Raw genomic sequence first — 23,843 nt, 5'->3', positions numbered from 1 at the left:
TATTATACCAACAGATTATAATATGTGTTATGAACTTGGTAAGATTACAGCTCATATATCCAGAGGAAAAAGTTAAGAAGCCTGTGCTGTGCATGGTGTGTAAAAACTTTGACCTTGTTGTTAACATAAGGACAGCAAAAGTCACTAAGGATACGGGTTTGTTAACTGTTGAGTTAGATGGGGAAGCAGAAGAGATAGAGAGGGCTATCAAGTTCATACAAGAGCAAGGTATTCTCGTAGAACCAATAGAGGGTCAGATCTTTACAGAATGAAGATATCACAGATAGGAGAGTTCGGACTTATACAGGTGCTGAAAGGTATTCTATCTTCACCCATCATAGGAGATGACACTGCACCTGTAGAAATAAATGGCGAGACTCTACTTCTAACAACGGACTGTATGGTAGAAGACAGACACTTTAAAAGGTTTTATGCACCCGAAGTAGTGGGTTGGAAAGTTATAAGCGTGAATGTAAGCGATGTGGTTGCCAGCGGAGGAAATGCTCTTTATGCGTTGGTATCTTTGGCTTTACCCGACATAGAAGTTGCCTATGTGGAGGGTCTCTATAGAGGTATAAAAGAAGCGTGTAGTTTTTATGGATGTCAAGTGGTTGGTGGAAACATCACAAAGGCAGAAAAGATAGTTATAGACGCATTCATGTTGGGGAAAACAGATAGGTTTGTATCCAGATCTGGAGCCAAGCCCGGCGATAAACTGTACGTAAGTGGTACCTTAGGAGATGCCAAAGCAGGCCTTGAGCTTCTTCTTCTTGAAAGAAAAAAGTATGAGGACTTTGAACTAAAACTTATAGAAAGGCACATAAGACCCACTGCAAGAATAGACTATATAAAGCACATACGCAAGTATGCCAACGCTTGTATAGACATCAGTGATGGTCTATCTTCTGATGTTTGGCATCTTTCAAGGATGAGCGGTGTGAAAATATCCATAAAAAGTAATGACATACCCGTATCTGAAGAGCTCAAGCTCTTTTGTAAAAAGCACGGTAGGAATCCCTTAGAGTATGCTCTTACGGGTGGAGAAGATTACCAACTACTTTTTACACATCCAGAAGACAGATATAACCCCTTTCTTGACATGAAGTGTATAGGCTTTGTTGAAGAAGGGTCTGGCGCTTATATAGATGGGGAAACTTTGCATCCGATGGGGTTTGACCACTTTAGATAGTTCAAGTCGGGGTGGCAGGACTTGAACCTGCGACTTCTGGCTCCCAAAGCCAGCGCTCTGCCACCTGAGCTACACCCCGTAATTTAATATTTTAGTGCGCTTTCCTTCTGCCAAACAAATGCCACCAAATCCCTCAGCCTACAAGAGTATCCCCATTCGTTGTCATACCATGCAACCACATGTACCATGTCCTCTATAACCTGTGTGAGGTTTGCATCAAATATAGCAGAGTGAGGATTGCCTATAATATCTTGGGAAACTATAGGTTCTTCTGTGTACTGAAGGATACCTTTTAAGTCTCCCTCCGCAGCAGTTTTGAAAGCTGTATTTACCTCTTCTACGGAAGACGGCTTTCTATCCACTATAACAGTAAGGTCTATCAATGAGCCGTCAGGAACTGGCACCCTTCTTGCTGTTCCGTCAAGCTTACCCTTTAATTCTGGCAACACCTCACCTATAGCTTTAGCTGCACCAGTGGTAGTAGGTACTATGTTTATCCCTGCAGCTCTTGCCCTTCTTAGATCCTTATGCGGAAGGTCAAGTAGCCTTTGATCGTTAGTGTAAGCGTGAACAGTTACCATGTATCCATACTTTACACCAAAGTTATTTTGAAGCACTTTTAGAGTAGGAGCTAAGCAATTAGTGGTACACGACGCGTTGGATATAATTCTGTGCCGTTCTGGATCATACATATGTTCGTTTACACCAAGCACTATAGTTATATCGGGGTCTTTTGCTGGAGCAGATATGATCACCCTTTTTACCGTGTTGCGCAGATGGAGCTGTGCTTTGTCCCTGCTTGTAAAAGCACCTGTAGACTCTATTACCAAGTCCACCCCCACATCACCCCAAGGTATTTGGGAAGGGTCTTTTTGAGAAAAAACCTCTATACGCATTCCGTCTACATATATGGCATCTTCTTTGGCTTCTACACTTCCTTCAAATTTACCGTGAACCGAATCGTACTTAAGAAGATGGGCAATGGTCTTAGTATCCGTAAGGTCGTTAATAGCCACAATATGTATATCTTCCCTCCCGTAGCAAGCTCTAAAAAAAGACCTTCCTATCCTACCAAAGCCGTTTATGCCTACCCTTACGCTCATACTATAAATTATACACTGCCTATTGTGTTATAATTAAGTTTAAGGAGGAGGGTAGTATGAGAAAGTCCGTGCTTATTAGCCTTCTACTTGTCGGTGTTGTCTTCCCCAAGGGGGATGCAGATAAAGAGTTATTGGCTAAAGCTAAGCAGTTTTTCTCTCCACTTCCTAAGAGCTTTCCCTCTGCAGACAACCCCATAACACCCCAAAAGGTTGAGCTGGGCAGGCTCTTATTCTTTGAAAGGAGGCTCTCTGTCAATGACATGGTAAGCTGTGCTACCTGTCATGCTATAGAGTATTACTATGCTTCACCAGCACCTAAGCAGATGGGTGCGTTAAAACTCCAACCTAGGCACGCCCCAACGGTGCTTAACTCCGCAGGACAGTTTGTGCAACATTGGATAGGAAATAGGAAAGATGTAGAAGATCAAGCACTACAATCGCTTACAGGACCACCTGCCTTTGGAAACCCTTCTAAAGAAAGTGTAGAGGAAAAAATTAGAAAAATACCCTATTATGTAGAGCTTTTCAGAAAAGCTTTTCCAAAGGATAAGGAACCCATAACTGCAGAAAACATAGCAAAAGCTATAGGAGCTTTTGAAAGAACCCTTGTCACGCCTTCAAGATTTGATGATTTCCTAAAAGGCAATACCAAAGCTCTCACCCCTGAAGAAAAGAGAGGTCTTAACACCTTCATAGAAGTAGGTTGTGTTGCCTGCCATAACGGTGCTTTAGTAGGTGGCAACATGTACCAAAAGTTTGGAATATACGAGCCTTATTGGAAGTATACAAAGAGTGAAAGCATAGATGAAGGTAGGTACGCAGTTACGAAAAAGGAAGAGGACAAATATGTCTTTAAGGTCCCACCTTTGAGAAATGTTGCCATGACAGCTCCATACTTTCATGATGGTTCTGTGGCAAGCTTAGAAGAGGCTGTTTGGATCATGGGAAAAGTACAGTTGGGTAAAGACCTCAGTAAAGAGCAAGTAAGGGACATAGTAGCCTTCCTGAAAAGTCTAACAGGCAAGATACCCGAAGATGCCAGAAAACCACCTATCCTACCCTAATGTATGCGCTTGTAAATTGAAGATACAATTATACCGTTTACATTTTGCAGAAAGCTAAAAAGGGCAGGAGGTAAAGAAGCCAAAGGAGAAAAGTACTTTATGGCAAGCGCCACCGCTAAGCCTGAGTTTTGAATGCCTACTTCTATGGAAAGGGTTTTAGAAAGCTTATTATCAAGACCGAAAAGTCTGCCAAATAAAAAACCTAAAAGAAAACCAAGAACATTGTGCAAAAAGACCGCAAGTAGGAGCATAAGGTCCATCTTTTTTAAGTTTTCCACATTCAGGGAAAGCACCACAGCGATAATAAAGCCTACAACGGATACAGATATATAAGGTAGAAAACCTTCAATAGTCCTTACGCGCGGGAAAATTTCCCTGATCCCAACACCCAGCACAACAGGCAGTATAACTATCTTTAGAACATCCCAAACCATGTCCCAAAAGGGAACATGCACGTATTTTCCTGCCAATGCGTATGTCCACAAAGGTGTAAAAAGGGGAGCTAAGAGCGTTGAGAATGCGGTTATACTAACAGAGTAAAGAAGGTCTCCTTTGGCTAAGTAAGTTATTAGGTTTGAGGCGGTACCGCTCGGAACAGAACCTACAAGCACCATACCAATGTATAGGTCCCTGCTTATGCCAAAAATTAAGCTCAGAATTATAGCCAAAAGGGGCATCACACCGTAGTGTAGCAAGGCACCGTACATAACCATTACTGGTTTTTGCAATATCCTTTTGAAATCCTCCATACTGAGAGTTATTCCCATGCTGAGCATCACTAACACTAACAGAGGCACGATCATCTCCTTAAGGTTTCTAAAGGCATCACTCATAAAGATACCTGCAAGGGAAAAAACCAAAACTATAAGTAAGCTAAAAAGGTTTTGCATACTTACTCCCACTCTATGGTGGCAGGGGGTTTTGAGGATATATCGTAAACTACTCTGTTTATACCTTTTACTTCGTTTATTATCCTTCTCATTACATGGTCAAGAAAGTCATAAGGAAGCCTTGACCAGTCTGCTGTCATGCCATCACTACTGTCAACTGCTCTTAGAGCCACAACTCTTTCGTAAGTTCTAACATCTCCCATAACTCCCACGCTCTTTATGGGTAAAAGCACTGCAAAAGCTTGCCATACCTTGTTATAAAGTCCCCACCTTTTTAGTTCTTCTATGAATATGTAGTCTGCTTCTCTTAGTATCTCTAAGTCCTCTTCTTTTACTTCTCCTAATATTCTTATGGAAAGTCCAGGACCAGGAAAGGGATGCCTTTGTAGTAGTTCATCGGGTATGCCGAGCTTTTTCCCTATCTGCCTTACCTCGTCCTTGAAAAGCTCTTTGAGAGGTTCAAGTAGTTTAAGACCAAGCTTTTCGGGAAGTCCTCCTACATTGTGGTGTGTCTTTATGACCTTGGCACCAGGTATGCCTGCACTTTCCACCACATCTGGATAAAGAGTTCCCTGAAGCAAATATTCTGCACCAGACCTTTCTGCCTCCTTTTCAAACACCTCAATGAAAGTACGGCCTACTATCTTTCGTTTTTCCTCAGGGTCTTCTACACCCTTTAGTCTGCTCAGGAAAAGTTCACTGGCGTTTACCTTTCTGAAAGGAAGGGATAGACTCCTAAAGTAGCTTTCTACCTCCTGAACTTCTCCTTTTCTCAAAAGTCCGTGATCCACAAATATGCACTCCAGTCTGTCCCCTATAGCCCTGTGGGTGAGCACCGCAGCAACAGTAGAATCCACACCACCAGATAGAGCACATATGACTTTACCCTCTTTCACAGTATCCCTTATTTCCTGCAGTTTTTCTTCCACAAGGTCTCCTACTTCCCAGTTCTTCTGAGCATTACAAACCCTGTACAGAAAGTTATGAAATATCTCTCTTCCGTATGTAGTGTGAGCTACTTCTGGATGAAACTGAATACCGTAGAGCTTTCCCTTCTTTATCACAGCGTTTGGAGAGTTCTCAGAGGATGCAAGCACCTCAAATCCTTCAGGAAGAGACACTACTTTATCCGCATGGCTCATCCATACATCAAACTCTTTGGGAAGTCCATAAAAGAGGGGATCGTCTTTTATCACCGTAAGCTTAGCCCTTCCGTACTCTTGTTTTACCGCTCTTTCTACAACTCCACCCAATTGATACACCATAGCCTGCAGGCCGTAGCATATACCTAAAAGGGGAATGCCAAGATGGTATATATCCTCATCTGGCAGAGGAGCGGAAGGTTCATAAACGGATGCAGGTCCTCCAGATAGTATCACGCAGTAAGGATCTCTTTTTAGAATCTCCTCAGCTTTTGTGTTGAAAGGAAGGATCTCACTGTAAATTCCTAACTCTCTTATCCTTCTGGCTATTAGTTGCACATACTGAGATCCAAAGTTAAGAATTATCGCAGGGCGCCTTTGCATGATAAAATTATAGCTTATGGATAGCTTACTTCTTATTGTTCTTGCATACCTTTTGGGTTCTGTGCTTTTTGGTGAGCACATAGCAAGAGCTAAAGGTATAGACATAAGGTCTGTAGGCAGTGGTAATGTAGGAGCTACCAATGTGGGCAGAGCCTTAGGGAAAAAATACGCACTGATTGTTTTCTTACTTGACATGCTAAAAGGTCTGTTTCCCGTATTTTTGGCAAGGCTTTACTTTGGTCTTGAGAGTTGGACGCTCTTTATGGTAGGAATTGCCAGCGTGTTGGGTCATGTCTTTCCCATCTTTCATAACTTCAAAGGTGGGAAGGCTGTAGCAACAGCTTTTGGAGTGCTTCTTGGTGTATCCTTTAAGGTAGCCTTTCTCTCACTGATCATCTGGCTTTTAGTTTTCAAGCTCAAAGGTTATGTGTCTTTGGCTTCTTTGGTGTCTTCCGCTTCTGCTGTGTTTTTGCTGATCCTTTTTGGCTTTCCCTTCAAGATAGTCCTCATGTCCTTGGTGATAGCCTCTATCATCTTTTACAAACACAAGGATAATATATCCAGACTGTTAGAAGGTACAGAACATACCTTTAGTAAAGAATGATCTTAGTTCTCCTCTTGAACCTTCTTCTTTTTATTTTCAGACTATTCTACATACTTTATTATCCCGTTGACCTCTCACCCGAAGAAGCTCAGTACTGGGACTGGTCAAGACACCTTGACCTTAGCTATTACTCCAAACCACCCATGGTAGCCTATTTGAACTTTTTAACAACCAAACTTTTGGGCAACACAGAGCTCGCAGTCAGAATTACCCCTATGATCCTCTCCTTTGTGCTTTCTATCCTTACCTACATCTTTGTAAGAAGGATTTTTGGTCCAAGAGTTGCCCTTGTGTGCGCTACCCTTCCCCAGATCACCGTAGGTTATTCTATAAACTCTCTTCTCATGACCACAGATGCTCCCTTTGTATTTTTTTGGTCTCTTTCGGTGATGGCAATACACACAGCTTTTGAGAAGAACGAAAAAAAGCTTTGGATCTTGGTAGGAATCCTTTCTGGACTTGCCTTTTTGAGTAAGTATCCTGCGGTATTTTTACTGCCTATTACCTTGCTTTATATGGCATTTATAAGGAAAGACCTTCTGATGAGTCCATCACCCTATCTTAGTCTAATTCCCGCCTTTATCCTCTCCCTTCCTGTGTTCATATGGAACTATCAACACGGCTTTGTATCTTTCAAACATGTAAGCACCCTTGCTTCCAAGAGTGATAGCCTAATAGAGCTATCTGGAGCGCTGGAGTTTTTAGGTGGTCAAGCACTTTTACTATCCATATTACCCTTCTTGGTGCTTTTGTATGCTTGGTTAAAAAGCCTAAAGGACAGAAAACTTGTTTTTTTTACCTTTTATTCTCTGCCTGTGTTCCTCTTTTTTCTAATCCTCTCCTTTCATAAAAGGGTAGAAGCAAACTGGGCAGGATTTTCTTACTTTTCAGGCTTTATCCTTGTCTCTTACTTTCTGTCTCGCAGTTTTCTCCTTATACCTTCCTATCTTTTGTCCTTTGTTCTTTTTATTTTTCTTCACTTTACGCCTCTTTTTGACATTTTCAAGATAACCCCACTCTTACCCCCGGAAAGAGACCCTACAAAGTTTTTAGTAGGGTGGAAAGACTTAGGTAAAAGAGTGAGCCAGCTTTATACAGGTTCAGAGATGATCTTCTCACCTCAGTACCAAGTTTCTGCGGAGCTTGCCTTTTATGTAAAGGGAAATCCCAGAACTTACTGTGTGAACTTAGGAAGAAGGATGAACCAGTATGACCTCTGGAAAGAAGGGATGGAAAATTACATAGGCAAGTCTGCCATCTTTGTAAGTGTAGGACCTGCAGAAAAGAGAGTACTCTCTGCTTTTGGTGGTATAATAAAGGAGGAAATTTACAAAGTAATCTGGAGGGGTAAGGAAGTAAGAACCTTTTACATTTACAAACTTAAAGACTACAGAGGTTTGGAGGAAAGCTTACCCATGGGTTATTAGATTAGCTCTGAGTCTTTACGTGTGGGGATTTTTGTTTTATCATGCTTTACCCTTTAGGTTTTTCATCAACATGAATTACTCCATACCAAGCCCAAGCCCACTGCCCATAAATAGAAACTGCGTATTTGTTGCGGGTGTAAAGACCGTGTATAACTCATCCTTGGGAAATCCAGCAAAGCTCTTTCAAACTATGCAAGAGAAAGGTATAGAACTTGCTTTATCCCACAACTCCTGCCCGTCAGAAAAGCTCATTCCTTTAGAAGTATCAGGTATCAGCTACAGGGACATTCCTACCCTTTCAAAGGTGTTTTATGTTCTCTTTGAGTTTCTTCCTAAGAGCTTAGTTTTTGAAAAGCCAGAAGACCTATACTCCCTTTATAGCGGTAAAGTATGCAAGCCCTTTCTTTCGGACATACCTGTGATAGCATCTTTTATGTCCTTTGATGTTCCATCTTACTCTTTCATATTAGGAAACAGGAGGAACCTACTTCAAGGCGTTGAGTGCAAAGACCTTAAAGCTCAAGACCTACCTAACGCTATTCCTATTTCTGAGAGAGTTTCTTTGAACGCTTATCTTTACTCTGAAAGAGGTTATTACTTTCCCGGACAGATTGCGCAAACTAAGGGTAGGTATGTTATAAAGGTAGCTACAAATAATGTTTTGGTGCTATTTCTCAAAAATGATAAACTTGCAGGAGTTTATGACCAGAACTACATAAACGAACCCATAAAGGAAAAGGGCATATACAGTGTAAGGATATACACTTACAGATTCAAGATAGGTACCGCTTACTTTGGACTCAGATTCCTTTCCTGCTTGCCACCCCTTCAGGCTATGTAGCTAAGATCCATGCTATCTTGGTACTTGTATATTAGAAGTTTTCTTAGGTTTTCAAGATCGCTTAGTTTATTTACAAACTCCGTGGCATCCTCTTTAGCAAGCTGTAGCAGTTGCCTATCCTCTGCTCTCGCCAAATTTGCCACATTAAAGCCAAAGTATCCTGACTGAGAAGCACCCAATAGCTCACCCGGACCTCTTAGCTTTAAGTCCTCTTCCGCTATCTTAAAACCGTCGTTAGTATTTACCAATATTTTGAGTCTCTTTATGGCATCCGCATCCGTGTTTTTAAGGTGATCTGGCACTATTAAAAAGCAGTAGCTTTGCCTATCTGACCTTCCCACCCTACCTCTTAGCTGGTGTATCTGAGAAAGTCCAAACATATGAGCAGATTCTATTACCATCACGGTTGCAGAGGGCACATCTACTCCCACCTCCACTACAGTAGTGGAGACCAATATGTCTCCTTCCTCTTTGAACCTTTTCATCACCTCCTCTTTTTCTTTGTCTTTGAGTCTTCCGTGCAACAAAAGGACTTTTCTGTCAGGGAAAAGCTCCTGCCAGTATCTGTGGCTTTCTACTGCAGACTTTAACTCCATTTTTTCAGAGCTTTCTATAAGAGGATACACCACATAAACCTTACCACCCTTGTTTAACTCATCCCTTATAGTATTCAAACACTTTTCCATCTCTGACTCAAAGAGAAGTTTTGTGATGACTGGCTTTCTTCCTGTAGGCATCTCATCTATCACCGATATGTCCAAATCTCCATAAAGAGAAAGTGCCAAGGTTCTTGGTATAGGAGTTGCACTCATCACAAGGCAGTGAGGAAGAGTATCTTTGCCTTTGCTGAGCATCTCCCTTCTTTGCAAGACACCAAACCTGTGCTGTTCGTCTATAACCACAAAAGCCAAGTTTTTAAACTCTAACTTCTCTTCAAGTAGTGCATGAGTACCTACCAGAATCCGTAAGTTTCCCGTAGAAACATGTTTGTAGATACTTCTTCTTAAAGAACCTTTAACAGAGCTTGTAAGAATACCCACCTTTACACCCAGAGGTTCAAGAAACCTTCTAAAGCTTTCGTAGTGTTGTTGTGCCAGTATCTCTGTGGGAACTATAATGGCACACTGGTAGCCTTCCTTGGCAAAGGCATAAGAGATAGCCATAGCCACTACAGTCTTACCGCTACCTACATCGCCTTGAAGAAGTCTGTTCATAGGTCTGCCATCTTTCAAATCCTGTAAGATTTCATTTATCACTGTTTTTTGAGCTGGGGTAAGTTCAAAAGGCAGTGTAGCTATAAACTCCTGTATGTGTTTTTCTGGCTCTGAAAGTACAATAGCGGAAAGACTCTTTATCTGCCTTCTTTTCATCTGAAGGACCATCTGAAAAAGGAACAGCTCTTCGTATATAAGTCTTTTTTGAAAGGGCGTCGTATAACTGTTAAGGGATTCTTCATCCTCATAAAGAGGATTGTGAGCCATATAAAGACTCTCACCTATCTTAGGGAATGCGTATTTTTTAAGAAGTTCCTCAGGCAAATACTCAGGCATGTACTTGGTGTATTCCAAAAGCTTCCCTATTGCCTGTCTTACCTTTTTGTGTTTTGTCTTTGAAGAAAAAGCCTTTATCTCTCCTTTTGTTCTTATATAGTAAAAAGGTAAGATCCTTCCAAACTCCTTCTCGTCAAAGGATACCTCAGGATGCACCATATACTTTTCACCATGAAACTCTTTGAGCTTCCCATAGACTACTATGGAACTTCCCTTCCTAAAAGCATAAAGAGCCCTTTTATCTTTGTAGCGAAAACGAAGATAAAGAGTTCCCGTTTCGTCCTCACACTTAACAAAAGCAGGGTACTTTTCCGAAGGATCGTAGCCAGTCTCTACCACTCTTAGTTTAAGAGCCACGCGTTGACCGGGTTTAGTAGTCTTTATTGTAGTAGTCAGTCTTCTGTCCTCGTACCTCACAGGAAGATACCAAAGAGCGGAGTAAAGATCCTTTATTCCTAATGCCTTTAGAAGTTTTTTCTCTTTATCATCAAGAACCTTTAGCTTTTCCAAAGGTATAAAGAACTTTTCTATAGGATGTTTTTCATACCTTGAAAAATCCACCACCTGCCTGCTAATAGGAGAACTCAGTTTGTTCTTTATAATCTTGAGAATGCCTATGCGCTTTTGTATAGGAAGCCTGTCAAATTCCTTTAGAAGATTTAGGTAAATGGGCTCAAGCTCTTCTTTTAGTAAGTTAAACAGATAAAGACCCACGCCAATGCTTCGCTTGAGCTTTATATAATCCCCTTCCTCAAGTTCTTGGATAAGCTTTCTTGCTTTTTCTAATTTTTCCATACGGAGCTCAGAAGTATAATATAATATAACCGGAGAGCCTCTCATGAAAGAAAAGTTTTTGGAGAAACTAAAAGAGATATTCCAGTTTGAAAGTAGCGATCTGGATTTTGGAATATACAGGATTTTTAATTACAAGAGAAAAAGGATAGAGGATTTCATAGAAAAAGAACTACCCAATAAAATTGAAAGTGCTTTTGAGAAACACAAAAAAGGCATTTCGGAAAATATAAACCAAGAATTTGAAAGAATAAAACAAAAAGTATTAGAAACCCTTGGAGAACCTGCTTTTACACCAACAGGAGATTTAAACGAAAAATACAAAGATGCACCCATTTTCAAAGAATACCAAGAAATAAAAGAAAGAAAAGAGCAAGCGGAAAAGATAGATGAGATTAAAAACTTAGTATACAACGACCTCTACACATTCTTTTCAAGGTTTTATGAAGATGGAGACTTTGTACCACAGTATAGGTATTCCATCAAGGGACACAGATATGCCATTCCTTACAACGGTGAGGAAGTCAAGCTTTATTGGGCTAACGCAGATCAGTATTACATAAAAACAGGCATACTTTTTAGGGATTACACATTTAACACAAGTAATTTTAAAGTGATCTTTAGGTTAGAGCAGGCAGAAGAGGATGAGCTTTCAACAAACAAGCAAAAAGAAAAACAGAAGAGGTTTACTCTGTCAAAGGTAGAACTCAACGATGAAAAGGAGCTTGTTATTTACTTTAAGTATAAAACTTTGTCAGAAGATGAAATAAAAGAACTTGAAAATAAGATAAATAACAAAGATAACAATAACGCAGAAGAAGGACAAAAGAACTCCATGAAGCAAGAAAAGATAAACGAGGTTATTTTTGAAAAGATTAAGAACTGGCTTTTGAAAAACAAACAGCTTGAACTTTATAAGCAACTCATTGAGGAAAAGAGAAACGAAAAGCCATTACTTTTTTATCACATAAACAGATACACAGCAAAGAACACAAGGGATTACTTTATTCACAAAGATTTAAAGAGATTTCTGTCAGAGCAACTTGATTACTTTATAAAGGCAGAAGTTTTAAACTACGAAACCCTCTCTCAGGAAAAGTATATTGATAAACACATAACAAGAGCCAAGACCGTAAAAGAGATTGGGGAAACAATTATTAATTTTCTTTCACATATTGAGGATTTTCAGAAAAAGTTATGGGAGAAAAAGAAGTTTGTATTAAACACAGAGTATGTTATTACACTTGATAGGATAAAAGATTGGACAGATGAAGAGTTTTATAAAGAAGTGGTTAAGAAGGTTTTAGAAAATAAAGAACAGTTAAAAGAATGGGAAGAGCTTGGATTTGGAAAGATAGAAAATGAGAAAGATTTAGAAGGTAAAAAACTACCTATAGACACAAAGTATTTTGATGAAGGATTTAAGTTTAAGCTTTTGGAAAAGATAAGTGAGAAGAAGGATTTAGAAGATGTTTTGGATGGTTTGCTTATTAAAAGTGAAAACTGGCAGGCTTTGAATACTATTTTGAATAAGTATAAAGAGAAAGTGCAGACGATTTATATTGACCCACCGTTTAACAAAGAGCAGGATGCAGACTATCTTTACAATGTGAAGTATAAAGATTCCACTTGGATAACCATGCTTGAGAATAGGATAAGGTTAGGGAGGGAATTATTGAATGAAAGGGGAAGTATGTTTGTAAGATGTGATTACAACGGTAATATGTATGTCAGGCTTTTGATGAATGAGATTTTTGGAGAGGAGAATTTTAGGAATGAGATAGTGGTAAGCAGGACAAAAAAGATTTTTATTGGAGTTCAAGGATATAATGTTGCAAACGATAGTCTTTTTTTCTATACAAAAAGCAACAATTTTACTTTTAATCCAATTTATAAAACAAGAGAAGGAAAACAAAAATGGTTAAATATGCACTCTCCGGGAGAAAGAAATCCACCAGAAAGAATAATACTTGGACGGCTATTTTATCCACCTAAAGGGAGGCATTGGACTTTCGTACAGGAAAGAATTTATGAATTAGAAAAGCAAGGAAGAATTAGAATAAATGAAGATATTGAGTATATTGACATATTCGGGAATAAAGTTAAAGGAATGCCCCAGTATTTAACAGCTGAAGAAGAGCTATTAGATTCTAATTGGACAGATATTTCAGGTTATTCACAAACCCAAGGCTTCCCCACCGAAAACTCCGAAATTCTCTTAAAGCGTGTCATAGAATCCACATCCAACGAAGGCGATTTAGTTTTGGACTTCTTTTTAGGAAGTGGCACAACAACAGCAACCGCACATAAGCTTAAAAGAAAGTGGATAGGTATTGAAGTAGGAGAGCATTTTTATACTGTAGTCTTACCAAGGATGAAAAAAGTTTTAGCTTATGATAAATCAGGCATTTCAAAAGAAAAAGATGTTAAAGAAAAGTACAACGAGAAAACTGCAGGTGGCTTTTTTAAATACATCACATTAGAACAATACGAAGATGCACTTGACAATATTGAACTAAAAGAAAACGAAAAGATGAAAGAACTTTTCAAAAATGAATACCTTATAAAATACTTCCTTGACATTGAAACAAGAGAAAGCCCATATCTTTTAAACATAGAGCACTTAAAAAACCCTTTCGCTTACAAACTGAAAATAAACGACGGCGCACAAGCAAAAGAAGTAATAGTGGATATACCAGAAACCTTTAACTACCTTCTTGGAATTAAAGTCAAAAAAGTAAAACTAAGGGAAAACAAAAACGGAGGAAAATACCTTTTCATTCTTGGAGAAAAAGAAGGTAAAGATATAGCCATTGTTTGGAGGGAGTATTCAGAAGATTGGAAAGAGGAGGACTTTAAGGAAGACAAAGAATACATAAAACAGGAGCTAAAAGATTGGAAACCAAGCGTGGTTTATATCAGTGGGAAATCCATCCTCACGCCCGATTTTGGAGATTTTCAGGCAGATATAATGTATATAGAGCCGGAATTTAAAAGATTGATGGGAATTTAACCATGATGTTAGAAAAATACCTTGTTTTAAACAAATACTTCCTTTCACTTTTTGGAGTAAGTGAGTTTAAGGATTTGCAAAACAAGTTAAGGGATGTAGAAGAAGGAACAGACGCTCAAGGTAGAACTTATTTTGTAAATGTACTCAAAGGGTTAAAAGGTTTAAAAATTTCAGAGAACCATTTAAACAGATACGACGAAAACATACAAAGATATGTTGAAAAAGTTGGTAAAAATAGAGGTAGTATCTCTTTAAAATACTTTCAGTATCTTGCGGTGCTCTTTACAGAGATATTTTTGGATAAGTTAAAGAATAAAAAAGAGAAGTTTTTATACGAATTAAACCAATTCCTTAAAAATTATGAAGACGAGAAAATCAAAACACTTTTAGGAGATTTCACAGAGCAAGACCTCAAAAAGCTTGCTTTTTGGATGGCAACAGGTAGCGGTAAAACCATAATTTTACACATAAACTACTATCAATTTTTAAACTACAAGCTTTTTGAACCTGACAATATTATCCTTATAACCCCCAACGAAGGACTATCAAAGCAACATTACGAAGAACTAATAAAAAGTGGAATACCCGCAAGAATGTATGTGGGGACTTCAAATGGGTGGCGGAGTAGCAAAAACGAGGTTTTGGTGATTGAAATTACAAAGTTTGTGGAGGAGAAAAGGGGAAGAGGCTTAACGGTACCTGTTGATGCTTTTGAGGGAAGAAATCTTATTTTTGTTGATGAAGGACACAAAGGGAAAAAATCTGAAGAGCAAAAATGGGCTAATTTAAGAAATAAAATTGGAGAAAATGGTTTTGTTTTTGAATACAGCGCTACTTTTGGACAGATTTTAAGTGAGAAAAACAAGGAGACATTAAAAGAATATGGTAAATCAATAATTTTTGATTATTCTTATAAATACTTCTACTTAGATGGTTATGGGAAGGATTTTTATGTTTTAAATGCCAAAGATACAAAACTTAAAGATGAGGATTTTCAGGAAACTATGTTTGTTGCTAATCTTTTATCCTTTTACGAACAGATACTTTTTTATACAGAAAACCTTACATTAGCAAAACAGTATAACATTGAAAAACCTCTTTGGATTTTCGTAGGCACTACAGTTAGCGGAGGTAAGAACTCAGAAGAAACCGATATACTAACCATAACACTCTTTTTAAGGAAAGCTATAGAAGATGATGGATGGTTAAAGAACAAGATAAATTCAGTTTTAGGCATGGATATATTTAAAGACAGGTTTGAACTCTTAAGAAGAAGAACCATTAACATAGATGACATTTATACGAAAGTATTTAATGGAAAAGGTAGTTTTGACATATACGAGATTAAAAGCGCAGAAGGAGAATTGGGCTTAAGGGTTGGTGATAATCCTTACTTTGGGGTTATAAACATAGGTGATGTCAACAATTTTAAAAAATTACTTGCAAACAAGAACTTTGAAATCAAACAAGATGCTATATCACCATCTCTTTTTGATGACATAAAGAGAGAAACGTCAAACATAAATATCTTGATAGGGTCCAAGAAGTTTATAGAAGGGTGGGACACTTGGCGTGTATCTTCTATGGGACTTTTAAACATAGGAAGAGGAGAAGGACCTCAGATTATTCAACTGTTTGGAAGAGGTGTAAGAATAAAAGGTAAGGATATGTCATTAAAAAGAAGTGATGAAGAAAAGCTTAAAGTGCTTGAAACTTTAAACATTTTTTCCATAAAGGCTGATTACCTAAATAAGTTCTTAGAAGCCATACAAAAAGAAGAGGTGGATTTTGAGGAAATAAAAGTGCCTGTAAAGTCTTTAAGTGATGAATGGAAAGATTTACCTTACTTAGTGCCAGCGGAAGATAAAAAATTTGTAGAATGCGAAACTGTTCTCTTGAAAAAAGATGATAAGATAAAGCATGTATTGGACTTAACTCCAAAGATTACAGAATTTACAGGCACGCAAAAAGAAGAATCAAAAATAGACTCAGAAGAAATAACTTTTGATAAGTTTGTAGATTTACTTGATTGGGACAATATAGATCAAGAGCTATATCAGTATAAAAGGATAAAAGGCTATTGGAATTTGTTATGGAGTAAGCAAGATTTAAAAGAAGTTTTAAGCGCTTGCAAGGTAAAGGGTATAAAAGAAAAAGAAGCCTTGGATAAAATTCACGACATAGCGGTTTTACTTCTTAAGGGATACATAGAGAAGTTTTACAACAAAAAATTAGGCGAGTTTGAAAGAAAAAATTTAACCTACAAGAAAGCAGGAGAACAGCTAAGCTTATTTTTAAATCAGGAACCTGTAGAGTATTACACTGTTTATGTAGATAAAAGAGATAAAAGAAAACAAAAGCTAATTCAGAATATAAAAAGTTTAATAAATAATTTAGGGATGCTTTTAAAGGACGATAAAACCCTTTTACCGAGGATTTGTTTTGATAAACACATATATGTACCTCTCTTACTTGATGATAAAAACATAGACAAAATTTCGCCACAGGGTCTTAACGAAAGCGAGGAAAAGTTTATAGAAGGATTGAGAGAATACTTGCAAAAGAACAAAGAAAAATTTTCTGATTATAAAAGATTCCTTTTGAGAAACGAACCTAAATCGGGGATTGGATTTCAATTAGGATGGGGTAAGTTTTATCCTGATTTTATAATGTGGGTAAAAGGAAAACATGAAACATACATGGTTTTTATTGACCCAAAGGGACTTATGCACTCCAAAGACCTAAACGATGAAAAGATTTTATTCAATCACGAGTTAAAAGAGATAGAGAATCATCTGAAAAAGGTTAGACCCGATGTAAGCTTGCTTTCCTTCATACTTTCCTACACAAAATATGAGGATCTAATAAAGGGGATGAGAAATATACCAAGTAAAGAAGATTATGAGCAAAATAATGTGATCTTTATGGAAGACCCAGATTGGTGTAAAAAAATCTTTAGTTTTCTGCTTATAAAAACTTGACAGTATAGTATAATCACTTGGCTCTGTTGAAGTTTTTCTTAGCTTACTCCTTGATCTTGCTTATGCGTATCTTCCAAAAACCTTCCTCAACCTCCACATACTCCCATCCTACCTTTTTAGGAAAGGCAAAGCTCATCTGAAAGTAAAGAGGTAATGGGTCATGGTCGTTGATGATGTAAAAACTCTCGCCTTTTTTGAGCTCCGAAAACTTCTTCATAACGAGAGGGTGTCGCACTCCGTGTTCCATATGTCTGAGGTCTATGATCTCACCTTCTGTAAGTTCCTCTTCTCCCATGCTTATTTCAAAGAGCTTAGTTTTACTTTCGGGAATGAAACCGAATATGTCCCCTTCTTCAACTCCAAAGAAACATGGTGCCTGAGAAGAACCAAACTTCTGGCCTAATATGTACTTGCCACCACCTTCTGAGAGAATGTAAATTCTCGCATAACCTTTTGCGGAAGGCATTATACCTCCTTCTAAAAGCTCCACACGAACACCGTTGAAACTACCTATTCTCACCTTTCTAACCTCCTTCAGTAAAGATTATTCCCTTATCAAAAGTATGTAAATGATTACAATCATAACATAACTTGACAATAACACACTAAAGTTTATCATAAATATAGTAGTAAAGGAGGAAAGGTATGGCACAATCTGCCAAAAAGGACTATTACGAGATTTTAGGCGTGCCCAGAAACGCAACGCAAGAAGAGATAAAGAAGGCTTACAGAAGACTTGCCAGAAAGTATCATCCCGACTTTAATAAAGATCCGTCCGCTCAAGAAAAGTTCAAGGAGATAAATGAAGCTTATCAGGTACTATCAGACCCAGAAAAAAGGAGGCTTTACGATCAGTACGGACATGCTGCTTTTTCTTCTCAAGGAGGAGAAGGCTTCTCTCAAGAAGTCTTTAGTACAAACATAGGTGATATACTGGAAGAGGTCTTCAAAGGCTTTGGTTTTGAGGATATCTTTGAAAGAGCTACGAGAGAAAGGAGGAGAGCCTACAGAAGACCTACAAAAGGTGAAGACATATACTATACTGCCCAGATCACCCTTGAAGAGGCTTTTAAGGGTACTACACTAAGAATACCCTTGGTGAGAGAAATATCCTGTGATGTGTGCCAGGGGAGAGGTTATGACCTTTCTAAAGGAGAGAAAGTTTGTCCTACTTGTGGTGGAAGGGGGGAGGTCTACCAAAGACAGTTTTTCATCACTATATCCCAAACCTGTCCTACTTGTGGTGGTGAAGGCGTGATAAGAGAGCTCTGTTCCAAATGCAAAGGAAAAGGCAGTATACCTGTAAGAGAGGAGCTCACAGTACGCATACCAGCAGGCGTGGATAACGGTTCCAAAATACTCTTTGAGGGTAAGGGTCATGCAGGAAAAAACGGAGGTCCCTATGGAGACTTGTACGTAATAGTAAAAGTTTTGCCACACAGGGTGTTTGAGAGGAAAGGAGATAACCTTTATGTAGATGTAAATGTCAAATTCACAGAGGCGGTTCTTGGAACAGAGATAGAGGTCCCTACCCTTTCGGGAGAAAGTATAAAAGTTAAAGTCCCGGCAGGCACAAAGGAGGGAGATGTCATAAGAGTGCCTGAACAAGGTATGCCTAAGCTAAGGGGTGGAGGAAGAGGAGACCTGTTTGTAAGGGTACACATAGATGTGCCCAAGTTGAGCTTGATGGATAGAGTTTTTGGCAATGGTAAGAAGATCAGACAGATACTTGAAGAGCTTGACAAACTTTTGCCTGAACCTACCAGAATAAGGGAGAAAGAGACATGAGGGAAAAGAAAAGGTATTACACCATAGGTGTTGTTGCGCAAATGTACAGCATACATCCTCAGACCTTAAGGCTTTACGAGAAGGAAGGGCTTCTTAAGCCTTCAAGAACAAAAGGCAAAACTAGACATTACACGGACGAAGACCTGCAGAAGTTAGAATTCATCTTGACGCTCACGCGGGAACTGGGAGTCAATCTGGCAGGAGTTGATGTCATACTGCGTATGAAGGAGCAGATGGAAGAGATGGAAAGGCAGATAGAGAAACTCATTGAGTTCATACAAAGAGAACTTTCCAAGGCGTACAGTGAAGACGAAAACATAAAGTCTATAGTCCTATCAGACAGAAAAAGTGTGTTGGATATAATAGGGAAGAATGAAGGTAAGAGAGACTGACCTACCGGGTATAGGTAAAAAGTATGCAGTGACACTAACCGAGGGGAGGGACTTAGTGATCATCATATACAACACAGGCAAGAGAGAGATATACCTTATGCAAGATGAAGAACCTCTCTGCTCTTTTGAGCTTACAGATGAAGAAGCAAAAGAGCTGGGATTTTTGATGGCTGGTGTGCTCTACCAACCTGTAAAAGTTGAGAAAATGGAGCTCATACTCAAGGAGGTCCTCATAGAGTGGGTAAAAGTAGAGCAGGGTTCTAACTTTGTAGGAAAGACTATAGCGGAACTCCAGATAAGAAAACTTACAGGCACTTCCGTTATAGCTATAGACAGAGGGGGAAAAATAATTCCCAGTCCTGACCCTTACAAAGAAAAAATAGAGGTAGGGGACATTCTTATAGTAGTTGGTACACGCCAGCAGATAAAACACCTTATGGAAATCTGCGGTAGGTGTAGCACCTAAATGTCAGAAGGTATACAGCTCGCTTATGCAGGTTTTGTCCTACTCTTAATGTTTTTTATGGCTTACACTTTAAAATTCCTAAAGTTCCCGTATATAGCTTCCTTTATGCTTTCTGGTTTGCTTTTGAGATCCTTTTTACCCAAGGATGTATCTAACTTCTTGTCTGTCTTTGAACATTCTGCGGTTGCTCTGCTCTTTTTCTTCATAGGTCTTGAGTATTCCTTTGAAAGACTTATGGGCATGTTTAAGGTAGTCAAAGCGGGTTTTATTGACTTTTTTATTAACTTTTTACCTGTTTTAGGCGTATCTTATGTTTTTACAAAAGATTTAGTTTTATCTTTAGTGCTTGCCAGTGCTGTATATCCATCAAGTACTGCCATAACTGCTAAGTTGTTTATGGACTACAAGAGGCTAATAAATCCAGAAGTTGACCTTCTCATAGGCTTGCTGATATTTGAAGATCTCATTTGCATAATTTTACTTTCCTTTTTGACCAGCTTTGTTTCCTCAGGAGATTTAAGTTTATACTTTGTAGGAAGATCTTTTTTAATCTTAGTGATGATTTTTGTGCTTTTCTATCTTTTAAAGGACGCAGTAAAAGTCTTTTTTGATATTTTAGAAAGGAGGGTAGATGAGAGTCTTTTTGTCTTTTTTACTTTGGGGTTTCTTTTTTTTGTAAGTGGCCTTGCAGTTAAATATCACATTTCAGAAGCTATATTAGCCTTCTTTTTAGGCGTATTGGTTCCTGAAAACACGCGAGCTTTCAAGATCATAGACAACACCCTTTCACCTATAAAAGAGCTTTCTTTGGGATTATTCTTTTTCTTCTTTACATACAAAGCAAATATGGACGGTTCTACCGATATACCTTTTGCTATTGGCATATCGCTTTTAGCTATTATCCTTAAGCTTGTTTCCACTTATTTATCTTCTCTTCTTTATGGTTTTGATAAAAGGATCTCTCTGAGGGCTTCCCTTTCTTTTCTACAAAGGGGGGAGTTCTCTCTTATATTTTCTGGGCTTTACCCTCCTGCTCAGACAATAACCTTTGTTCTCGTGCTTATCACCTCTCTTATAGGTAGTTTTAGTTTTGTTTTTGCTCCAAAAGTGGCGAATTTGATCTTTCCCAAGAGGAGATCCTCAAAAGCTCCTCCTCAAGTTCCATGACCTTCTCTTCTATGCTGTCTTCTTTACATACCTTTATAGGTCTTCCTACCCTTACTCTACCTTTTGTGAAGGGCAGGGGGATAATAAAGTGATCCCACGAGTTTAATTTTATGTATCTGTCAAATTCTGCAAAGGCAGGAATTATAGTTGCATGTGTTTTCTGAGCGAGAAAGATCACACCAGCTTTTACCTTAAAGGGAGGTCCCTTGGGTCCATCCACGGTTATAGCTACATTATTGCCTTCTTTTATGGCTTTGACGAGTTTAAGGATGCCAGACCTTCCACCTTTTTCTGGCTTACCTTCCTCCGTTGAACCTCTTATCACATGGTATCCAAGTTTTTCAAGAAGATATGATGCCATATCTCCATCTCTAAACCTGCTAACCAGTGTGTATATGCCTCTGTCCATACCGAAAAAGGCTATACCTAAAGCGTTCCCGTGCCATATGGCATATATTTTCCCCCTGTCCTTCTCAAAGTCGTACCTCTTTTCCCACCTTATGGTCCTTCCTAAGATGCGTATAAGAACAGCTATGATGGGTAGCATTAGCTTTATAAAAAATCTCAAAACCCTCTTCATAGAAGAATTATTAAAAATTATAGACAATTTACTAAGCAGGGTTTATTATTTAACTATGAAGGTCTTTGATCTTGACACTGCAAGAGAGCTACTAACCCTTATAAAACCTCTTGTGGAAACTATTAACATAAAAAAGGAAGAGCTGTATTCTATCCTCACTAAAATGGAGGAGGAGGAGGACAAACTGGAAAGGCTCTATATGGAAAGCCAAACTAAGGAGATAGACGCGGAGATAAGGCGGTGTTTTCAGAAGATAGAGGCCCTTGGTGGTGTTATAAAAGGGACGGACCCTATTCTTGTAGACTTCCTTTCCTTTTATCAGAACAGATATATATGGCTTTGTTGGAAGGAGGATGAGGATACCATACTCTACTGGCATGAACTGGACGAAGGTTTTGCAGGAAGAAAACCTATAGAACTTTTAACCAAATTTACGCTCTAATCACTCTCTTTTGTACCTTCCTACCGTATAACCTTCGGATAGTATGTGTCCTCTCATTTTACTTTCCACTTGTTTTCTTGTAGCTCCAGGAGGTAGTCCAAGGCTTTCTACATTCAGCGCATATACCCTAAAAAAGTACCTATGATAGCCATGTCCTTTTGGTGGACAGGGACCTCCATAGCCTACCTTCCCAAAATCGTTCCTACCTTGTTTTACACTACCTACCTGCCCATCTTTGGGAAAGTTTTCCTTAAGAGAGGTTTCACTTATGGGTATGTCATAAACTACCCAGTGGGTAAAAGTGCCTACGGGCGCATCTGGGTCATCAACTATAAGTACGAAAGACTTTGCCTCTTTTGGATAACCCAACCAAACCAGAGGGGGTGATACGTTTTCACCGTCGCACGTATACTTTTTGGGTATAACATCACCATCTTTGAAAGCTGGGCTTTCCACTTTCATAAGCTTACCTCCAAGAACAAAGCTACTCAAAATCAAGAGCAGGTAAAGAGCCACCTTTAAGCAAACCTCCTACTAAAATTATAAAAGATGAGGCTTCTGGTGAAGATAGGTTCTAACTTAATACAGACTCCCGAAGGAGATATAGACCTTTCCTTTCTTTCTAAGCTGGCAAGAGACATAAAGGCTTTGAAGCAAGAGGGGGATGAGGTACTTATTGTGTCTTCTGGTGCTGTTCTGTGTGGTACTAAGAAGTTAGGTATCAAAGAAAGGCCTAAAGATCTAGTATTAAAGCAGGCATTGGCTGGAGTGGGACAGGCATACCTGATGCATATATACGATGTGGTTTTTTCTAATTATGGGCTTATCCCAGCACAGGTGCTTTTAACCTCTGATGTGTTTAGAGAAAAGGCTAAATTTTACAACAGCAAGAACGCTATAGAACAGATGCTCAAGCTGGGAGTCGTACCTGTTATAAACGAGAACGACACTGTTGCGGTATCTGAGCTCGTATTTGGAGACAATGACTTCCTTGCTCTGCATACTGCCTTTATGATGGATGTGGAGCTTCTTGTCATACTATCCACTGCAGGAGGGCTAAGAGACGAAAAAGACCAGATAATCCACTTTGTAGATGATGTGGATAAGGCCTTTAGTTTTGTAAAGGGTGTGAATTCAGAGTTTGGAACGGGTGGAATGTTTAGTAAGCTTACCGCTACTAAGATGGCTTTAAATCTGGGTATACATGTCATCATAACGGGTAAAGAAGACAGCCTTGTAAATCTCAAGCGATTTGAAACTTCGGGTACTTATTTTAAACCTCTTGATAAACCTCTAAAGCAAAGAAAAAAGACCATAGCCATGATGGAAGAGCCAAAGGGGGTGCTTTATATTGATTGTGGAGCTTATAGAGCACTAAAGGAAGGGAAAAGCTTACTGCCTGCAGGAATAGTTAAGATAGGTGGTATTTTTAAAAGAGGAGATACTGTGAGCATTTGTTTGGAAGATGGTCGTCTGATAGGTAAAGGAAAGGTTAATTTTTCTTCTGAAGAACTCATGCGCGTCATGAGAAAAAAGGGACATGATGTAAAAGCTATACTAAAGACTAACAAGGAAGAGGCGATCCATCGGGACAACTTGGTGGTCTTTTAGAGGTATCCTGCTTCCACACCAATACAGGCGTTCCAAACTATGTGAATCTTATCTTTGTACTTTTCTATAACTTCTGGGTTTTCACAGCCCGGTTGGAGCCACACGCACTTAGCACCTATCTCTATGGCTTCCTGCACTATGGGTTCTATGTGAGCTGGATTCCTAAACACATTCACTATGTCTACACTTTCTGGTACTTCCTTTAGACTTGCAAACACTTTAACACCTAATATTTCCTCATTTGCATACTTGGGATTTACAAAGTAAACTTTGTGCATTCCTCTGGATAGAAGCCTCTCACTCACATAGTAAGAGGGTCTCTCTGGGTCTGGAGATATACCTACTACCGCAACAACTTTTGAGGAAGACAATACCTTAAAAGCCTCATCTTGGTGTGGATGATTAAACTCTCTCATA

At 38.9% G+C, this 23,843-nt stretch carries 22 protein-coding genes and 1 tRNA gene; 14 read left to right on the top strand and 9 right to left on the bottom strand.

Annotated elements, in window-relative coordinates:
* Positions 1-29: 29 nt before the first annotated feature.
* Positions 30-272 (top strand): NIL domain-containing protein, encoded by a 243-nt coding sequence (locus CP948_RS05295; protein ID WP_096602105.1) that lies wholly within the window; start codon positions 30-32, stop codon positions 270-272.
* The gene (gene thiL, locus CP948_RS05290; protein ID WP_096602104.1) at positions 269-1,189 is read left to right on the top strand and encodes a thiamine-phosphate kinase; all 921 of its coding nucleotides are present in this window, start codon (positions 269-271) and stop codon (positions 1,187-1,189) included. The genes CP948_RS05295 and thiL overlap by 4 nt, the downstream gene beginning before the upstream one ends.
* A gap of 6 nt (positions 1,190-1,195) precedes the next feature.
* Here thiL and CP948_RS05285 read toward each other — a convergent pair.
* Both CP948_RS05285 and gap read right to left on the bottom strand, forming a co-directional pair.
* A tRNA-Pro gene (locus CP948_RS05285) sits at positions 1,196-1,268 on the bottom strand.
* 4 nt (positions 1,269-1,272) lie between these two features.
* Positions 1,273-2,292, bottom strand: a complete 1,020-nt coding sequence (gene gap / locus CP948_RS05280; protein ID WP_096602102.1) for a type I glyceraldehyde-3-phosphate dehydrogenase — start codon at positions 2,290-2,292, stop codon at positions 1,273-1,275.
* Positions 2,293-2,348: 56 nt separating this feature from the next.
* On the opposite strand from gap, the gene CP948_RS05275 reads away from it, so the two are divergent.
* A complete protein-coding gene (locus CP948_RS05275) occupies positions 2,349-3,356 on the top strand; it encodes a cytochrome-c peroxidase (protein WP_096602100.1) in 1,008 nt (335 codons plus the stop codon).
* On the opposite strand, the gene CP948_RS05270 is transcribed toward CP948_RS05275, so the two are convergent.
* Complete coding sequence (locus CP948_RS05270; protein ID WP_096602098.1) at positions 3,353-4,246, bottom strand: bile acid:sodium symporter family protein; 894 nt, start codon at positions 4,244-4,246, stop codon at positions 3,353-3,355. The genes CP948_RS05275 and CP948_RS05270 overlap by 4 nt on opposite strands.
* 2 nt (positions 4,247-4,248) lie before the next feature.
* The gene (guaA, locus tag CP948_RS05265; protein WP_096602096.1) at positions 4,249-5,772 is read right to left on the bottom strand and encodes a glutamine-hydrolyzing GMP synthase; all 1,524 of its coding nucleotides are present in this window, start codon (positions 5,770-5,772) and stop codon (positions 4,249-4,251) included.
* Between the two features lie 16 nt (positions 5,773-5,788).
* Here guaA and plsY point away from each other — a divergent pair, with 16 nt between their 5' ends.
* The 3 genes from plsY to CP948_RS05250 all read left to right on the top strand — a co-directional run bounded on the left by plsY (position 5,789) and on the right by CP948_RS05250 (position 8,644).
* Positions 5,789-6,376 carry a glycerol-3-phosphate 1-O-acyltransferase PlsY gene (gene plsY / locus CP948_RS05260; protein ID WP_096602094.1) on the top strand — a complete coding sequence of 196 codons (588 nt, stop codon included), beginning with the start codon at positions 5,789-5,791 and terminating at the stop codon, positions 6,374-6,376.
* Positions 6,373-7,803, top strand: a complete 1,431-nt coding sequence (locus tag CP948_RS05255; RefSeq protein WP_096602092.1) for a glycosyltransferase family 39 protein — start codon at positions 6,373-6,375, stop codon at positions 7,801-7,803. The genes plsY and CP948_RS05255 overlap by 4 nt, the downstream gene beginning before the upstream one ends.
* 70 nt (positions 7,804-7,873) lie before the next feature.
* The gene (locus CP948_RS05250) at positions 7,874-8,644 is read left to right on the top strand and encodes a hypothetical protein (RefSeq protein WP_245810095.1); all 771 of its coding nucleotides are present in this window, start codon (positions 7,874-7,876) and stop codon (positions 8,642-8,644) included.
* Here CP948_RS05250 and recG read toward each other — a convergent pair.
* Positions 8,632-10,989, bottom strand: a complete 2,358-nt coding sequence (gene recG / locus CP948_RS05245; RefSeq protein WP_096602090.1) for an ATP-dependent DNA helicase RecG — start codon at positions 10,987-10,989, stop codon at positions 8,632-8,634. The genes CP948_RS05250 and recG overlap by 13 nt on opposite strands.
* A 43-nt stretch (positions 10,990-11,032) precedes the next feature.
* On the opposite strand from recG, the gene CP948_RS05240 reads away from it, so the two are divergent.
* Together CP948_RS05240 and CP948_RS05235 are read left to right on the top strand one after the other, a co-directional pair.
* Positions 11,033-13,999, top strand: a complete 2,967-nt coding sequence (locus CP948_RS05240; protein ID WP_096602088.1) for a site-specific DNA-methyltransferase — start codon at positions 11,033-11,035, stop codon at positions 13,997-13,999.
* A gap of 2 nt (positions 14,000-14,001) precedes the next feature.
* On the top strand, positions 14,002-16,980 hold the full coding sequence (locus tag CP948_RS05235; protein ID WP_096602086.1) for a DEAD/DEAH box helicase family protein: 2,979 nt from the start codon (positions 14,002-14,004) through the stop codon (positions 16,978-16,980).
* A 43-nt stretch (positions 16,981-17,023) separates the two neighbouring features.
* Here CP948_RS05235 and CP948_RS05230 read toward each other — a convergent pair whose 3' ends face one another.
* Positions 17,024-17,500, bottom strand: coding sequence for a DUF2249 domain-containing protein (locus CP948_RS05230; protein WP_245810094.1), 477 nt, complete (start codon positions 17,498-17,500; stop codon positions 17,024-17,026).
* A gap of 125 nt (positions 17,501-17,625) precedes the next feature.
* On the opposite strand from CP948_RS05230, the gene dnaJ reads away from it, so the two are divergent.
* From dnaJ to CP948_RS05210, 4 genes are read left to right on the top strand one after another with little or no spacing between them, the layout of a single operon-like run.
* The gene (gene dnaJ, locus CP948_RS05225) at positions 17,626-18,768 is read left to right on the top strand and encodes a molecular chaperone DnaJ (protein ID WP_096602084.1); all 1,143 of its coding nucleotides are present in this window, start codon (positions 17,626-17,628) and stop codon (positions 18,766-18,768) included.
* Positions 18,765-19,160, top strand: coding sequence for a heat shock protein transcriptional repressor HspR (locus CP948_RS05220; protein ID WP_096602081.1), 396 nt, complete (start codon positions 18,765-18,767; stop codon positions 19,158-19,160). The genes dnaJ and CP948_RS05220 overlap by 4 nt, the downstream gene beginning before the upstream one ends.
* Positions 19,141-19,626: a cation:proton antiporter regulatory subunit gene (locus tag CP948_RS05215; protein WP_096602078.1), complete on the top strand. Its 486-nt coding sequence runs from the start codon at positions 19,141-19,143 to the stop codon at positions 19,624-19,626. Before CP948_RS05220 ends, CP948_RS05215 begins: the two co-directional genes overlap by 20 nt.
* Complete coding sequence (locus CP948_RS05210; protein WP_096602075.1) at positions 19,627-20,793, top strand: cation:proton antiporter; 1,167 nt, start codon at positions 19,627-19,629, stop codon at positions 20,791-20,793.
* Here CP948_RS05210 and CP948_RS05205 read toward each other — a convergent pair.
* Positions 20,711-21,373, bottom strand: a complete 663-nt coding sequence (locus CP948_RS05205; protein WP_096602072.1) for a lysophospholipid acyltransferase family protein — start codon at positions 21,371-21,373, stop codon at positions 20,711-20,713. The two genes, CP948_RS05210 and CP948_RS05205, sit on opposite strands and share 83 nt — an antisense overlap.
* A 55-nt stretch (positions 21,374-21,428) precedes the next feature.
* On the opposite strand from CP948_RS05205, the gene CP948_RS05200 reads away from it, so the two are divergent.
* Positions 21,429-21,815, top strand: a complete 387-nt coding sequence (locus CP948_RS05200; RefSeq protein WP_096602069.1) for a DUF2203 domain-containing protein — start codon at positions 21,429-21,431, stop codon at positions 21,813-21,815.
* Here CP948_RS05200 and CP948_RS05195 read toward each other — a convergent pair whose 3' ends face one another.
* On the bottom strand, positions 21,816-22,277 hold the full coding sequence (locus CP948_RS05195; RefSeq protein ID WP_096602236.1) for a YbhB/YbcL family Raf kinase inhibitor-like protein: 462 nt from the start codon (positions 22,275-22,277) through the stop codon (positions 21,816-21,818).
* Between the two features lie 87 nt (positions 22,278-22,364).
* Between CP948_RS05195 and proB the strand changes: the two genes are divergently transcribed.
* Entirely contained in the window at positions 22,365-23,426 is a 1,062-nt protein-coding gene (gene proB, locus CP948_RS05190) for a glutamate 5-kinase (RefSeq protein WP_096602066.1), read from the top strand.
* Here proB and CP948_RS05185 read toward each other — a convergent pair.
* Positions 23,423-23,842 carry a CoA-binding protein gene (locus tag CP948_RS05185; RefSeq protein ID WP_096602063.1) on the bottom strand — a complete coding sequence of 140 codons (420 nt, stop codon included), beginning with the start codon at positions 23,840-23,842 and terminating at the stop codon, positions 23,423-23,425. The two genes, proB and CP948_RS05185, sit on opposite strands and share 4 nt — an antisense overlap.
* Position 23,843 lies beyond the last annotated feature (1 nt).

Source organism: Hydrogenobacter hydrogenophilus (genome assembly GCF_900215655.1).
Lineage (GTDB): Bacteria > Aquificota > Aquificia > Aquificales > Aquificaceae > Hydrogenobacter > Hydrogenobacter hydrogenophilus.
Note: the sequence above shows the minus strand (reverse complement) of the source record. Positions and strands in the feature narration are given on the sequence as shown.

Coding starts and splice junctions, on each gene's coding strand:
- CP948_RS05185 (WP_096602063.1), bottom strand. CDS start 23,842: ATGAGAGAGTTTAATCATCCACACCAAGATGAGGCTTTTAAGGTATTG.
- CP948_RS05220 (WP_096602081.1), top strand. CDS start 18,765: ATGAGGGAAAAGAAAAGGTATTACACCATAGGTGTTGTTGCGCAAATG.
- CP948_RS05240 (WP_096602088.1), top strand. CDS start 11,033: ATGAAAGAAAAGTTTTTGGAGAAACTAAAAGAGATATTCCAGTTTGAA.
- thiL (WP_096602104.1), top strand. CDS start 269: ATGAAGATATCACAGATAGGAGAGTTCGGACTTATACAGGTGCTGAAA.
- recG (WP_096602090.1), bottom strand. CDS start 10,989: ATGGAAAAATTAGAAAAAGCAAGAAAGCTTATCCAAGAACTTGAGGAA.
- CP948_RS05205 (WP_096602072.1), bottom strand. CDS start 21,373: ATGAAGAGGGTTTTGAGATTTTTTATAAAGCTAATGCTACCCATCATA.
- gap (WP_096602102.1), bottom strand. CDS start 2,292: ATGAGCGTAAGGGTAGGCATAAACGGCTTTGGTAGGATAGGAAGGTCT.
- CP948_RS05235 (WP_096602086.1), top strand. CDS start 14,002: ATGATGTTAGAAAAATACCTTGTTTTAAACAAATACTTCCTTTCACTT.
- CP948_RS05215 (WP_096602078.1), top strand. CDS start 19,141: ATGAAGGTAAGAGAGACTGACCTACCGGGTATAGGTAAAAAGTATGCA.
- guaA (WP_096602096.1), bottom strand. CDS start 5,772: ATGCAAAGGCGCCCTGCGATAATTCTTAACTTTGGATCTCAGTATGTG.
- plsY (WP_096602094.1), top strand. CDS start 5,789: ATGGATAGCTTACTTCTTATTGTTCTTGCATACCTTTTGGGTTCTGTG.
- CP948_RS05195 (WP_096602236.1), bottom strand. CDS start 22,277: ATGAAAGTGGAAAGCCCAGCTTTCAAAGATGGTGATGTTATACCCAAA.
- CP948_RS05275 (WP_096602100.1), top strand. CDS start 2,349: ATGAGAAAGTCCGTGCTTATTAGCCTTCTACTTGTCGGTGTTGTCTTC.
- proB (WP_096602066.1), top strand. CDS start 22,365: ATGAGGCTTCTGGTGAAGATAGGTTCTAACTTAATACAGACTCCCGAA.
- CP948_RS05255 (WP_096602092.1), top strand. CDS start 6,373: ATGATCTTAGTTCTCCTCTTGAACCTTCTTCTTTTTATTTTCAGACTA.
- dnaJ (WP_096602084.1), top strand. CDS start 17,626: ATGGCACAATCTGCCAAAAAGGACTATTACGAGATTTTAGGCGTGCCC.
- CP948_RS05210 (WP_096602075.1), top strand. CDS start 19,627: ATGTCAGAAGGTATACAGCTCGCTTATGCAGGTTTTGTCCTACTCTTA.
- CP948_RS05270 (WP_096602098.1), bottom strand. CDS start 4,246: ATGCAAAACCTTTTTAGCTTACTTATAGTTTTGGTTTTTTCCCTTGCA.
- CP948_RS05200 (WP_096602069.1), top strand. CDS start 21,429: ATGAAGGTCTTTGATCTTGACACTGCAAGAGAGCTACTAACCCTTATA.
- CP948_RS05295 (WP_096602105.1), top strand. CDS start 30: ATGAACTTGGTAAGATTACAGCTCATATATCCAGAGGAAAAAGTTAAG.
- CP948_RS05250 (WP_245810095.1), top strand. CDS start 7,874: ATGAATTACTCCATACCAAGCCCAAGCCCACTGCCCATAAATAGAAAC.